Below are 14175 nucleotides of genomic sequence, written 5' to 3' on the forward strand. Positions count from 1 at the left end.
ATTATTTGACCGCCTTTCCGTGGATGGCTTTTACATCGGCTAATAAGTTGCCAAATTTGCCATAGTTGGCTTTTACGCCGTCGTCTAAATCGAGCGTAATGCGTTTTTCGGCGTAATGTTTGAGTTGCTCATCGAAGGTGCGAAGTTCGGCTTGTTTCTTCTCAAGTGACTTTAAGTCTTTTTCAATACCACGAGCTTCCGTGCCTGTGGCTTGTAGTTGTTGCTCAGACAGCAAAGTATGCTGAGCATCGTACTTACCCATTAACGGTGTGACGTACTCGGTACGCATACGTGATAACGTACCTTCGTTATAACGGTGCTGATACACTAAACACTCAAAGGCTTTTTCTTTACCTGAACTAAATAACCAATAGATAGGACGCTTTTTGTATGTCTTACAATGATCTTTAAAGAATTGTGTCGAGAAGTAACGACGAATGGTTTCCATAGCACTTTCGCCCTTCTTAGGCTTCAATGCATGTAAGCATAAGCTTTCAGCAACAAACTCCAGATTTTCAGATAAATGGTTGTCACCCCAAATAGTTTTAACGAACTCTTTAAAACGAGAGGTTGCATCATCATCAAATAGCCATTCTTCTGAAGCTAATGGAATAATGCCATCATCATCGGCTGGGAAAGTTTTATATACGCCTTCGGCTTCTAACTCTTTAAAACCTACATTTTCGGAATGAGCATACAGAACCCCTTCTATATCCAGGGAATAGCGACCCATTGCACAACCAATGAAATAACTTAATATCTTAACAAACTTATTTGATAGGTAGAGTCTTTCGTCTCCTTTAAACCCTTTATCAAAACTTACATTATTAATTAATGAAATTTCTTCGATAGACACTTCACTTTCGAGAAGTTCTTTTAACTCAAATTTTTCTACAAAAATTCGATTTATATTACTTTCGATGTTTCTAAGTAAAAAGGATAATTCTTTATCTTGATTAAATATTTGTTTAGATAAATCAGCCAATCTTGTGTTCCCTCGATTGACAATAAACTCACTTTTCGAAAATTTAAGTGAAGTTTCCTGACTATCCCAATCTAATTTTGCAATCCTGATAGCTTCTTTTGTACAACTTATTAAATCGTCATCATTAAAATCAATAATGGGTACATTCAGAACATCGCCGACTAGATAATTTACTGACTGAGTATTTACTTTTACAAAATAGTCAAAGACAACTGAATTCAGAAAAGATAGATAAAACTCATTTGAAAGTATTTCAGGAAAAATACACAAGGCTGCATTATTTGCCACCGATTCTTTTTCAAGGACTCTAAATGATGGCTTCCCACTACTAACCGCAGACCATGATATACCTTTTCGATCCCAATACCTTTCATCTAAAATACGCGCTATTTTATCTTTCTTATAGTGCCGCCTCGCATCTTCTGACCATAAGATTACACTCTCAGTATTACCAAACCACTTCCTATACTCACCACCTTTCGGATGCATTCGCCACTTTGAGTTTTTGCCGATCTCACTGAAGTCAATTTCCCATAAAAAACGGATGAATTTTTCGTTATTCCCTGTTTTAACTGATCCATCTGATACTAAGTGCTTTGATAACATTTCATTTCCGTAAGCTTTTATTGCATTAGAATCAGTCCAGTACGCTATCGGCTGGTTAGGTATTTTCCTAAAATCACATTGTTTAGTTTGATTGTAACAATTTTCCTTATTTACTAAAGCTTCTCGCTTTTTATCCTCGTTACCATCAATTAAACGAAAAAAAGAAGGCTGATAAGATTCAAGGTGAAGATTGCTCATTACCCAAGCGGTTGTTTGAACAACTTCACCTGAAATTTGCCCAAACGCTCTTGCGCCTAAGTGCGCCATGGTGACAAATGTATTTGTCTCTATAAGCCATTGACGTAGTTTTTCATAACTCGATAAGAACATCCAAGATTGCATATTAACTTGTGCGTTGAAACCATGATCCGTTAAAAGCTCAAAAGCGCGCTCCATAAATATCGCAAATAAGTCAGCTTTAGAATTTGGAAAGCGCTTTTTAGCAAATTCTTTTAGTTCTGCATTCATACCATTACTCCCCATATAAGGAGGGTTAGCAATCACAGAGTCATAGCGCTGAGCTATTAAAATAGACTGATTTACAAAAGGTAAAACTTCCAGCACAGCTTGTTTGGCAGCAGGGTCTGAACCTCTCTCTTTTACTTGCAATAATTTTTTTAATGCTAATAATTGTTGTAAATGTTGATTATCAATATGTATCAACGAGCCAAATGTTTTAGCTTTTAAGAATTCTGTTTTCAATATTTGTAGTAAATGGTAATAATCAGCATAAATACCTGCTTGCGCAGGTATCGTTTTTTCGCTTTGTTCGTTGTAAGCAAAGTCACTTGGCTGTACTACCTCATCAAATAACCCTGCAGTTGTGCCACTTTGATGTTTTCCCTCTAAATCAAGCGCATTCCAAAGCTTGTGTATATCAAGGTGCTCGGTTGATTGTAATGAGTACACATTAAGGGTTACTTCACCGTCTTCAACTCGTTGAAAAATTCGCCTGTCATCTTCACGCGCTTTCATCATTAATGCAAAACCAGCAAGCTGTGCTGCACGGTCGTCTATATCTAAACCATAAATATTTTTGGTAAGAATTAGTTCGGGTATTTCACGAAGGCGGTAACCACGCTCTAAATAGATTTCACGTAAAACTTCATACACTTCAACCAAGATATGCCCTGAACCACATGCAGGGTCTAGCACTTTGATTTCTTCTGGGTCGATGCTTGTTGGCGTAATGGCTTTTAGCTGTTCAATAACATCTTCAGACTGTTCAGCAGGCTCAATGTAATATTCCATTTTGTCTTTAAGGTCTGAGTCAGGGTAAGTGGCTAACCACTGCCTACCCACCGAGTTTTGCACTAGGTATTTAACAATCCAGTTTGGTGTAAATAACTGAGTAGCAGCGGGTATATCTTCTGACTTAACCACTTTACCCATTACAGAGTCTTTGTGCTCTGATATGTAAAACTGATAAAGCCATCCAATAACTTCAATCTCTTGCCAGTCTTCTTCTGGTATATCGTTGATTAGCCCTTTTAAAATAGAATCAGTTTTGGTTAGGTTGTTTGGCAGCAATAACTCGGTTGCGTCATCAATCGCCTCAAACGCTAAGCCTTTAAATATTTGAGGCATAATTTTAGCGAGTTGGTGACATTGGCCTAATAGCAATTCACGATACAACTCTTCTTCTTTATCACCCGCAAGCTGTAGCTCAATAATATGGTCTTTATCTAAATTTAAACTTTCAGCCACATCGGATGCATGATTTAAAATTTCAGGTAGGCCACCTTGGTTAGTGGGATGAGAAAGTACACGAAAACCATGATCAAAGTAATCGTGTATTTCCATATAACGCAGTGCGGCAAGGCGGTTAAACCATGTGTAGGCAATTTCACGCGTGAACATGTCATAGCCACGTTCTGCTAGTTTGCTTTCTAAACGTTTACGTTGCTCACCTTCTTTGCGAGTAAAGGCACGGCCTTCAATTATGGCTGCACCGCCTTCTATACGGACGTCTTCTACTCGGTCTTCGTATATACCAAAGTGAGCTGCACGTTTTTTAACGGCTTCAATAAACTGTTTACGCGCTTTAGGTGCGTATGCTTTTAGGTTTTTAGTATTCATTTATCGTTTTCCCTAACTTTGGTTTAATACTTGATTAATACGGGATATAAGGGTTTCTTTTCTCTGGAAGCAAAATTGTTCGAAATCAAGTAGTGACTCTGGCAAATAAGTTATTGCTTGTCTTTCCAAGTGAAGGTTTCTTGCTGTTTCGTCAGGCCAGATTAACTTGTACCAATCAGCAGGCATTTTCTGGCGTTTTTCGTTGTTAATTGTACCTTCTAACAATTGAAGGTTTGCAAGGGAGTTGACTAATATTTGATATTTATCGATTTGCTCTTCGTTCAGTCCTTCTTGTCTCAATAACTTTTTGCTGAATAAGCTTTTTGGGTAAATATGATCGACATGAAAATGGTGTGAAAAGTCAAAGCCACTAAACAACACCGATAGCAGTGCATAAGTTCTTTTATTTCCATATTCTAGTTCTGCTAATTCTTCAATTTCTTCTTCTTCAAACTTCAACGATTTCCCACGAGAGGTCATAAATGCCTCAATTTTTTCAACTGGAAAAACTTTACCATCGGACTTTTGGATCACAGCTCGAATGCCCGTTAAAAGTGTATCTAAACCACTTCCCCAAATTCCCGAAGCTTTTAGTAACGACTTAACCAACCATAGTCTTAAATTTTCTCGATCAGTGGCATATTGGCTTTTAGACAAATACTCGTTGGTTCGTTTATGAAAGTGTAAAAAATAGGCAATGGGCAATATAGCACTATCAGCTCTTAAATTTTGACCATTGAAACCAAAGCTAGCAAGCAAGCTAGTAGCCAATCTTAACGAGTCTCTTATCGCTTCCCAATTAGATTCTAACTTTTCCATATTCGTTTTATTAAAGTTCTCAACTTTAAAACCAACGCTGCCAATATCGGATAGCATAAGACCAGCTTTAAGAACTAAATCTTTGCTATAAGCAAAGCCATCCCCAATAGAATTTAACTCGTCTACCAAAGAATGAATCTCTTCTCTAGCATCTAAGTTTGACCACTGCGCAACTGCAATCGAGAGTAGAAGGTCACTGTATGACAGCGGCGTACCTCCACTGTTCATGCGGATAAAAATACTTAAGACTCTTTCTAAACTTTGATTTTCCTCTTCGTAATAAGAAATAAGAGGCTTATCGTGAATTGTCCTGAACAATAATCGTATGTTGTTTCTAGCTATCTTTACTAACGATTTATCATCTATGAACTCATCTAGTTCGTCTGTCAGATCATCAAGATCTTCGGTCATAATACGAGATACTAAAAACCAGTGTGCTGTATTGTTAGAGTTTTTTGCTTTTTCTTTGGTCAAAAACTGAAAGTCATACTCAGTTCCTTCATCAAGGTTTGGCTCACCTAATAGATTCAAATAAAGTAATTTTTCAGGGAATGCATCATCGCTTGACCACCACTTACCCGCTATTTTTTGATGATAAGAGCCATTAAGACCTATGTTGAGCGAACTAACACGTTGCTGACCATCCAAAACAGCAACAAACTCATGCTCAGGAATATCTATTAACCTGGGACAATGACTAGCATCCCTTTGATGGTAGTTTTGTACAAATTCGTAAAACTGATAAGCATTACGATTTTCTGGTTTTATTTTCCAGTATAAAAATGTTCCTATTGGATAACCCTGAAGTAAGCTATCAAACAAGCTACATATCTGTTCTGGCTTCCAGACGAACTCTCTCTGAATAGCTGGTAGTACAAGGTTTTTCTCTTGTACTTTATCCAACAATGATTTTATTGTGCCGCCGTTTTGATACATTTTTAGAAATCCTTATCTAATTCTTACTTTGTTATTACTGTTAACCAACTTCGCTAATTTAGCTTTAAGCGCTGATAAATAGTCCTCAATGTCTTGCTCGGTTTCAATAACACCTGTGGCATTTACCTCTCGCATTACACTTGAGGTATCAACAGAAACTATTTTTTTCGGTGTTCGTTCTGCTACTTTTTTTGGCTCAGTTTTTGTTGGTTTGTAGTCACCACTTTCTGAGTCTATACCTGAGCCAAGAACCGATTCGGGGGCTTGTTTAGCCTTTTGCGCTGCTTCTTTGGCTTTTTGCTCAGCGAGTTTTTGTTGCTGTTCAATAAACTTATTGATTAGTTCGTAAGCATCTTCTTCAAGTGTGGCTGCTTCTGTGATCTCTTGATGTATTTCAGCAATACCTTGCAGCGTATCAACACGCTTTTTAGCGTTTTGAAGTGGATAAAGCGCTTTATTGCTAATATCGCTATTTATCGCGCCTGCTGCTTTAATTTGCTCAGTTACATGTTCAATACGAATATCAATTCTTGCCTTTGCATGAGTGCGCTTTTCAGTTAATAAAGCCTCGTTAACTTTGTTTACACTTTCAATAAGCGGTTCTACGTCGCGTATGTCACGGTATGGGCGTTCTTTATTAAAAATAGATTCTAACTTTTGCAGCGCCGCTATCGCACTTTCGTCTTTTTCGAGTGCTATGCGGTTGCGGTCAAAGTCGATAGTGAGTGCTTTGTATAACTTTTGCCAAGTTGAAAATTGAGTCTCGTAGAAGTTTTCAAGATCTTGATAGTCTTCTTCAAAATCAAGTAGATCATCACCATTAGCTAGGAATGATTCAATAAACTGATAGCTTGATTGTGCTTCAATTAAACCTGCTAGCAATACTCGGCCATTATCAATATCTTTTACACCTGGATAATGCCCCGTTGATGCTTTATTGGCAAAGCCATCAAGCTTCTTTTTCATGGTGTTAATATTAGCTTGAGCAATATTAAAAAGCTCTTTTTCACTGTCTGGAGCATTTTTTCCAAACACGTTTTTAAACAATTTAGCTGCACGGTTTAAGTTGGCTTCAGACTGTTGTTTAATACGTCGAATACGAAGCTCTGCGCGCTTTCTAACTTGTGTTAGATTGTCGTATGCACTTTTTAAAGGAACTTCTTGCTGACGCATTTGAAAGCAAATTTTGTTAGCGAGTGCTAAACGCGAAATGATTAAAATAATTTCTTCATCATTCCAACCAAACGGACGCTTTGAGAACCGTTTTACAATGTCTTCTGCGGTAATAGCTCTACCAGTGTCATCGCCAAGCGTTATAAACTTTTCTACCTCCAAAGAGGCTAGCGGATTTATTTCATCAGCGTTTAAATCGAGGTCAATTTGACTAACATCGTCTGCAACTAAGGTGTTTTGAATTTCGCGGCGTATATCACCTGGAAATGGTTTAACTAACTTTAATTTACTGAATGTGTTTTCAATTACGTAGCGATAAAGCTCTTGAAGTATTGAGCTTACAGCTCCACCTTTTGGATTTTGTTTAGAACCTAATGCGTAAAATTCAGCATCTTTTAGTAGCTCCTCTACTTCTCCTATCAAGCGGCGATTTCGATCTTGGTTTTCTGTCGCTTTTTGATGAAGTAACTGTTGTTGTTCTGGGCGTTTACCAGAGTTACCACGTAAAAACTTACTTGTTCGGATAAACGTTTCGATGTCTCTGAATACTCTGTTGCTTTCAGCCAGTTTGATGATTATCGAGCCACTATCGCCATCCATTGAACGATTAGCACATACGGTAGATGTATATTCATCGTAGTTTGGATCTCTTGGTGTGATCACTTTTACTACTAAGTCGTTTTCTTGAGAGCCATCTCTTGGGCTACCATTACAAAAACGGCTGATAGGGAAATCTTGTTTGTTTTCTGGGTAGCGATAGTTCGCTTCACGACGCAGCACATCATCAAAAATTAGATCGCTTATCTTTTTAGTCTGATCAGATAATTCAATTTCAGTTTTTTGGATTTCTTGCTCAATCTCTTTTTCTTCGTTAGTAAGGAAAATGTACTCGTCACCTTGGCGAGCGATAAGCATATTAAGCTCTAAGGCATTTAAAGCCTGCTCAATTTCGCGCCTTAACGCTAGGCGGTCTTCATCGACTTTGCTTACACACAGGGTGACAAGGTTATCTAACGTTGACTTAATTACATCGACATAACGAATTAAAAACAATGTTTTTAATATATTCAGCGCGAACGGCGATATAGATTCTTTAACGGATGCCTGATCAATATCTTTTTTAACAGATGTATCGAGGAAGCTTTCGATAGCTGGATAGAAAAAATATAACGGGATTAGAACTCCGACATTTTCATTTCGGACTTGTTTGGCAGCGCTTTGGAATGCATCTAACAAAGAGCGTTCACCACGGCTTAAATGTAAGCCTGTTGCACCCGCTTTACGAATAGCTTCAAATATTTTTTGAACTAAAATATAATGATAAGGTACAAATGGATAGCTATTAATAAAGCTACTTGCATCTTTATAGTTAGCTAACTCAGCGGTTGTTGTACTGTCAAAAGCTAACTGGTTCCTTAGAATGTCACCCTTTTGATCATACAAGTCCTGGAGTTCAATACGAGCCGCATCTTCTTTTGATAACAAACGTTTCTCTATCACCTCACTAGTATTTGAACTTGAAAGAGATAGGCGTTCAAAGCGACCTTGGATTTTTGAGAAGTCGTGACCTTTTGAGCCTGTCATTTGCCCTATAACTGCATCGATGTCTTCTTGAGAAGTAACCACCACCCAAGCACGGCCTTCACAAATAGTACCGAGGTTTTCAGTGATTGTTTGAAGTTTCAGCATCATCTGGGTGTTGTTGCCAATGAACTGCCCCACTTCATCCACAAAGAACAAAACTCGGCGGTCTGAGTTTACATCTAGGTATTCTTTTACCCATTTACAAAAGTTGCTAACGTCTAACGTGAAGTTGTTTTCAAGTTGCTCAACCCACTGCCTTGCTGATTCAGTTGATTGATTAGTTACCTTACCAAGCGCATCAGCCATGTCATCGCGGTAAAAATCGTAAGCATCTCTTTCTTCAATCCAGTTAGCAGACGCTAACGCATTGAACTCTTGTTTGAACTGTTCAAATACACCTCGTTGGTCTAACTCGCGTTCAAGGTGCGCAATATGAGGGTGATCACCACTGAAGCCCATTTGCTCGTTAAAAACTTTTAAGAACACTTTTAAAATTGCATCATCACCGTCATCGGTGTTGGCACGGCTGTCGATATTAAAAAGGATAACGGTATTATCTTTGGTAACCGCAGTGTCTATTTCACCTAATAAGAAGCCATCTAGGTTTTTATCTTTGAAAAACTCGATAGCTGATTTATCAAACTCACCATTTGTTGCTTGAATGTTTTGTAAAAGGTAAGACAATATTTTGATGAAATGAGATTTACCTGAGCCAAAAAATCCACTCACCCAGATCCCTAACTTGCCTGATGCAGCTTTTGCTTTTGGATCGCGCACTGAAGGCATATACGCATCAAAAAACTCTTCGAAGTGTTTTGCTAATTCGGTGGTGATTACATATTCATCTAGCTCGGTAAAAACAGTGCTGTTTTCTAATTGGTCAGCTTTTACAACACCATTAATTGGTCGGTTTATATCTTTAGTAAATAAGTCTTTAATTTGCATGTTATTTTATCCTTGTTGTTTGATTGCAAGTCCGTTTACGGTACTAGTTTAAATGCACGATAATAGTTATTTGATTCGATTCTGCCAAAGGGCTTTAACGCTGTACCGTCGTACTCACCAGGATAGAAGAGCACCGTTGGTACGTTGCCTACCTTAGCATGTAGAGCGTTTAACAAGCCGTGACCACGAATAATAGGCCACGCGCTCCCAAGCCCATGAAGTAAAATGAACTCAGTTTTATTTTTTTCACAAGAGCCGAAGTCGATTTTTGAGGCGATAAATTCAGCGACTCGGTTTTGCTCAAGAGGCCCCTTTAGTGCGTTGAATAGCGCATCATCACCGCGCTCTTTTTGTACTTTAAACGCTCTTTCAGTAAGTTTTCGGGAATCGAGCAATTCAATAATGGCTTCAAATAAGTTGATGCTTCTAAAATTACGCCCACGTTTATCAAGGCGTTCTGTCATGTATTCTAGATGCTCTCTTACAGTTAATTCTGCCTCTGGTGGGTAGTCGAACACGTAAAAGCCAATCTCGTTTCCTAAACCTTGGTTTTTTAAAAAATCTTCGCTTTCAATCTTGGGCTGAATTTCATCAAGCCGCTCGTGAAGTCGTTTTTGTTGTTTGGTTTTAAGCTCAACCATTAGTGCAACTCCATCGCTGAAATAATATCGTCTCTGTTGATCTCTAGAAGTAAGTCTCTCACTTCTGGTAACAAATATACATTTTGTATTTTTTTATTCCGTGTTGTTTCTATATAACCAGCGTCAGCTATGGCTTTAAAAGCTACTTGAGAAATTTTGTAAGTCGATGATTCTGACATTTGAGCTAACTCAGGGAATAATCTAATGCGTTCATCCCAAAAAGACTCCCAATCAGCTACATCTAAACTTTCACGGAACATACGTTTAGCATCTAACACTACATTGCGCATAAAATCAGCAAGTAATGTGCAGTTAATTAACGTAGCTGCAAACATTAACTGAGTTGATAGCTCAGTGCTACCAAATGCGATTAGTTCTAGATATTTGTATGACATATCTTCTAAACGCTTTTTGATAGTAGCCGCATTCCTCTTTGCTGAAGCGTCTGACCGTTTTTGTAAAACATTCTGATTTACAATGGCTTCTAGCCATTCTTCTTGTGACGGTTTTTTAAGTAATAGCTCAGCTACGGTCTGGCTTTCTTTGATCATTAAACTGCCGCCAATGAGATCGCCGAGATAGTCTCTATATGATTTCATTTGTGTTGTATTTGCAGTCGTCATTTATAGTTCTTCCAGTTCTGGTACATAACCTGGAGCAATTGCTAAGTTTTCGGCACCGAATAACGTTTGACGATTTTTGAGCCATAATTGATACTCAGCGCCAACAAGCTCGGCATCAGCGGTACAATCAACATTCCAACGCCTTAATAGATAACCAGCCATAGCAGCCCTGACATTAAGTGACAGCTCATCTCCCTTCATTCCATAGTCTAATGCGATAGCAGTAGGGTGCCTTACATTATGAGGATGAGGAACGAGTTGCAACGGCATCATACGCATCCATTGATGATCGCTTAGCTTATCTTCCAAAGGTTGTATTTCCGAGTTTTCCAATGTGGCCTTTGTGATTCTAGTTAATACAAAATCCCGAAAGCTGTTAGATTTACGATCATAAGCTCTCACATGCCAGCGCAAACCATTATCGACGATACTGTGGGGAACGATATCTCTTTCTCCTGAGCCGCTACTTAGGGAGGTGTAAGTGATATTAACTGCTTTTTGATTAATTACTGCTTGAACCAACTTTGCGACAATAAAAATATCAGGAATATTTAACTGGCTTGGCGCTTCGACAGGGAATGTCGTATCGCCAATAGCATCAAAGCCATCAGTTATTTGATTAGAAAGTTTTACAAGGGTTTTGCGAGGGTCATGTGTGAATAAGGGCCTAAAGCCCGCAGCTTGAAAATATCTCTTTTCTTTTGAGTCATATACCATATTTTCAGGGCACAACTCTTTATAGAAATTGATATCACGAGTAGCCGAGGTTAACCCTTTCTCGAAATAAGAAACTATTTCAGCTCTCGTAACATATCCAACAAAAAAAAGTTTAAAATCAATGTATGACAAACGTTGTTTTTGAGTAAAGCCAATATCGTTTAAATTCATTTCTAATTATAAAATCAACTAAGTGAACCTAGTATGTTCATAAAGTGAATAGATATCAAATAATTTTTGATGAATCTTAAATCCACTCATAATTCATATCACTTTAGATAAAATATTATTTAGACTGACTAGTTGATATCAATCAAAATAGATTTTCACCACTTGCTTTTAAGCCTATATAGAATCATATCTTAAATAATATATAAAGGTTATGCAGTGTTAATCTATCTAACGCTTTTAATACTACTCTTTAGTTAATTATCGACTTTTTCGTAGGTAATAATTTCTTCTATTTTGCAGTCGAAGTAAGCACATAATGCATCCAAAGTACGCGTAGTTGTTGAGTAATTATTGTTATTAGCCATTTTTGACATAGCGGCTTTATTTACTCCTGCGGCATTTGCAACTTCATCTAACGTAATTTTACGTCCCTCTTTCAATGACTTAGCTGCGATTAATTCCTTTAAGTTATAAACAATCATTTTAATACAACCAATTATTTAAAAAGTTTCTTTACAGGATACTTTACGTATGATTTAATCAGCTTAGTTTCTTGTGAGGATACTTTTATGATTAAAAATGAATTTACTTTGCTTTCTGCTAAAGAACTTTCAAGCTTTATTAAGTTCAGCCCAGATTACATTAACCGTAAGTTGAAAGACAATGTTTTTTTTGAGGGTGAGCATTACATTAGACCTTTTGGATCAAGAAAAATACTTTACCTTTTAGAAAGTGTAATGGAAGAAATGTACAACACCACGTATAAAGCTGAGCGCGAATTTGTCATTCCTCTCGCAAGTGGAGGTGTATGTTATGGCTAGTGTAAGAAGCCGAAACGATAAGTTGTTTTTTGATTTTTATTATCAAAACATACGATGTCGTGAGCAGACCTTACTCAAGGAAACAAAAGCTAATCGTATCAAACTTGAGAAAGTTCTAGAGAATATTGAAATTCAAATTATGCTCGATCGTTTTGTTTACCGAGATATGTTTCCGAATAGTAACCGCTGTAAGGCTTTTAAACTGTTTGATGATCAGATAGAAGCTATAAAAGCCAATGAAACGAATAAAGCTGATGTTATTTTACAGAATGTACCTAACTTCGAGGCATTTGCTTATGAGTGGCTAGAAGAAAGTAAAATTCATTGGAAAATTAGTCATTTTAAAAATGTGTCTATGATCTTTGAGCGTTATTTAATTCCTGAATTTGGCAAGTTTAATCTTGATGAAATAAGTCGTGCTCATATTATTAAATATCGCGCGGGCATATTAGAGCCTAAGCGTAGTAGTAAAAAACAATTAAGTAATGATTGGATCAATCATGTTATGACACCTCTTAGAGGCATACTTAAAGAAGCGTCATTACGTTATGATTTTCAAACTCCTTTTAACAATATAAAACCACTAAAAGTAGTTAAAACCAAGATAGAACCTTTTTCACTCAAGGAAGTTCAGCAATTTCTTAAGTATGTAAGAAGTGATTTTCGTAATTATTATACAGTTCGCTTTTTTACTGCGATACGAACAGCAGAGATTGATGGCCTCAAGTGGGAATACGTTAACTTTGATCGAAATGAAATTACTATTCATGAAACCTTAGTTGATGGCAATGTTGAGACACCTAAAACAGCCACATCATATAGAAATATCCAGCTGTCTAGAGTTGTTGTTGATGCATTAAAAACACAATTCAAAATAACAGGTAAGAACACTTATGTTTTTTGTAATAAAAAAGGTAACCCTCTTGACCATCGAAATATAACTAAAAGGGTATGGTATCCAACGCTAGAAGAGCTCTCTTTAAAGAGGAGACGCCCTTATCAAACGAGGCATACATGCGCAACTTTATGGCTTTCTGCTGGTGAAAATCCTGAATGGATAGCTAAACAAATGGGTCACAGCACGACTAAAATGCTATTTGAAGTTTATAGCCGTTATGTTCCAAACAATACTCGACAAGATGGTAGTGCTTTTGATCGCCTACTTCTAAATGCCAACATTGAAGAAGAGGCTACTTATGAATAACTATATCTATGGTTGGTTAAAAAATTTACATATTAATGGTACTTTGCCAACAGCCAATTGTGAGCTATTGATAAGCAAGCAAATAATTTACGCTATTACATCTGCTGATATTGCTAGAAAATGCCAAATAGTGTCTGGCTTAGCTCAATTTCAGTTAACTCACGATATAATGGGTAATCATGTTGTTTGTGATATAGAGCCTATACTTTCTCAATGTAACGAACAGCAGTACCTTAATTTAACTTCGATGATAAATAATACAAATGAGCATTTAATAGCACGATTTTTTAAGCTGCTTAGCTTTGTCACATGCAGTGAGTTGCAGCCTTTTATTGATTTTATTTTAACTAAACAAAGCATTTTACAAAAATTCATACAAGCACCGGCTAGCCTAAACCACCATCACTCTTATACTCATGGATTGTTTGAGCACAGTATAGAGGTAGCTGAAATTGCATTTAATAATGCTAAACACTTAAATCATTCCAGTATTGAATGCCAAGCTGCATTAGTAGCTGGCTTATTTCACGATATTGGTAAAATATTTGTCATGCTACATCAAGCCAACGATCGCTATATACCAGGACCACACGAAGGTTATAACTTTGCTATCTTAGCTGAACCTTTAGCGAAGCTAGGCAGTCGGAATAGGCAATTGCTTGAGTTATTAAGCAGTTTATTAGCTGCCAAGCCATCTGGCTATAAAGCGAGATATGCAATTGAGCATATTGTGCAACAAGCTGACCGATGCTCTTCTGAATCAGCTTTTATACATGCTAAATTTCAAGAGCTTCCTGATTACTACCATTTTTGTAAAGTTGGCGATAAAGTTCTTAAAAGAATGAGTTAAAGTTTTAAAATACCTAAACTT

At 37.2% G+C, this 14175-nt stretch carries 10 protein-coding genes; 3 read left to right on the plus strand and 7 right to left on the minus strand.

Annotation, left to right across the window (positions count from 1 at the left end):
• Position 1: 1 nt before the first annotated feature.
• From pglX to PNIG_RS09970, 7 genes are all read right to left on the minus strand, one after another.
• Complete coding sequence (gene pglX, locus PNIG_RS09940) at positions 2-3670, minus strand: BREX-1 system adenine-specific DNA-methyltransferase PglX (protein WP_089368385.1); 3669 nt, start codon at positions 3668-3670, stop codon at positions 2-4.
• A 12-nt stretch (positions 3671-3682) separates the two neighbouring features.
• On the minus strand, positions 3683-5425 hold the full coding sequence (locus PNIG_RS09945) for a DUF262 domain-containing protein (RefSeq protein ID WP_089368386.1): 1743 nt from the start codon (positions 5423-5425) through the stop codon (positions 3683-3685).
• Between the two features lie 12 nt (positions 5426-5437).
• Positions 5438-9127, minus strand: a complete 3690-nt coding sequence (gene brxC, locus PNIG_RS09950; protein ID WP_089368387.1) for a BREX system P-loop protein BrxC — start codon at positions 9125-9127, stop codon at positions 5438-5440.
• Positions 9128-9162: 35 nt separating this feature from the next.
• Positions 9163-9768, minus strand: coding sequence for a DUF1788 domain-containing protein (locus PNIG_RS09955; protein ID WP_089368388.1), 606 nt, complete (start codon positions 9766-9768; stop codon positions 9163-9165).
• Positions 9768-10391: a DUF1819 family protein gene (locus PNIG_RS09960; protein WP_208619482.1), complete on the minus strand. Its 624-nt coding sequence runs from the start codon at positions 10389-10391 to the stop codon at positions 9768-9770. The genes PNIG_RS09955 and PNIG_RS09960 overlap by 1 nt, the downstream gene beginning before the upstream one ends.
• Positions 10392-11279 (minus strand): WYL domain-containing protein, encoded by an 888-nt coding sequence (locus PNIG_RS09965; protein WP_089368389.1) that lies wholly within the window; start codon positions 11277-11279, stop codon positions 10392-10394.
• Positions 11280-11533: 254 nt separating this feature from the next.
• Positions 11534-11761, minus strand: a complete 228-nt coding sequence (locus PNIG_RS09970; RefSeq protein ID WP_089368390.1) for a helix-turn-helix domain-containing protein — start codon at positions 11759-11761, stop codon at positions 11534-11536.
• Positions 11762-11848: 87 nt separating this feature from the next.
• On the opposite strand from PNIG_RS09970, the gene PNIG_RS09975 reads away from it, so the two are divergent.
• Genes PNIG_RS09975 through PNIG_RS09985 form a run of 3 tightly spaced genes read left to right on the plus strand, consistent with a single transcriptional unit; the run spans position 11849 to position 14154 of the window.
• Positions 11849-12100: a hypothetical protein gene (locus tag PNIG_RS09975; RefSeq protein ID WP_024594200.1), complete on the plus strand. Its 252-nt coding sequence runs from the start codon at positions 11849-11851 to the stop codon at positions 12098-12100.
• Positions 12093-13304 carry a site-specific integrase gene (locus tag PNIG_RS09980; RefSeq protein ID WP_089368391.1) on the plus strand — a complete coding sequence of 404 codons (1212 nt, stop codon included), beginning with the start codon at positions 12093-12095 and terminating at the stop codon, positions 13302-13304. Before PNIG_RS09975 ends, PNIG_RS09980 begins: the two co-directional genes overlap by 8 nt.
• Positions 13297-14154 carry an HD domain-containing protein gene (locus tag PNIG_RS09985; protein ID WP_157696007.1) on the plus strand — a complete coding sequence of 286 codons (858 nt, stop codon included), beginning with the start codon at positions 13297-13299 and terminating at the stop codon, positions 14152-14154. The genes PNIG_RS09980 and PNIG_RS09985 overlap by 8 nt, the downstream gene beginning before the upstream one ends.
• Positions 14155-14175: the final 21 nt, after the last annotated feature.

It is taken from the genome of Pseudoalteromonas nigrifaciens, assembly GCF_002221505.1.
GTDB lineage: Bacteria > Pseudomonadota > Gammaproteobacteria > Enterobacterales > Alteromonadaceae > Pseudoalteromonas > Pseudoalteromonas nigrifaciens.

Excerpts from the sequence above, each read along its gene's own strand:
- pglX (WP_089368385.1), bottom strand. The coding sequence starts at position 3,670 with ATGAATACTAAAAACCTAAAAGCATACGCACCTAAAGCGCGTAAACAG.
- PNIG_RS09945 (WP_089368386.1), bottom strand. The coding sequence starts at position 5,425 with ATGTATCAAAACGGCGGCACAATAAAATCATTGTTGGATAAAGTACAA.
- brxC (WP_089368387.1), bottom strand. The coding sequence starts at position 9,127 with ATGCAAATTAAAGACTTATTTACTAAAGATATAAACCGACCAATTAAT.
- PNIG_RS09955 (WP_089368388.1), bottom strand. The coding sequence starts at position 9,768 with ATGGTTGAGCTTAAAACCAAACAACAAAAACGACTTCACGAGCGGCTT.
- PNIG_RS09960 (WP_208619482.1), bottom strand. The coding sequence starts at position 10,391 with ATGACGACTGCAAATACAACACAAATGAAATCATATAGAGACTATCTC.
- PNIG_RS09965 (WP_089368389.1), bottom strand. The coding sequence starts at position 11,279 with ATGAATTTAAACGATATTGGCTTTACTCAAAAACAACGTTTGTCATAC.
- PNIG_RS09970 (WP_089368390.1), bottom strand. The coding sequence starts at position 11,761 with ATGATTGTTTATAACTTAAAGGAATTAATCGCAGCTAAGTCATTGAAA.
- PNIG_RS09975 (WP_024594200.1), top strand. The coding sequence starts at position 11,849 with ATGATTAAAAATGAATTTACTTTGCTTTCTGCTAAAGAACTTTCAAGC.
- PNIG_RS09980 (WP_089368391.1), top strand. The coding sequence starts at position 12,093 with ATGGCTAGTGTAAGAAGCCGAAACGATAAGTTGTTTTTTGATTTTTAT.
- PNIG_RS09985 (WP_157696007.1), top strand. The coding sequence starts at position 13,297 with ATGAATAACTATATCTATGGTTGGTTAAAAAATTTACATATTAATGGT.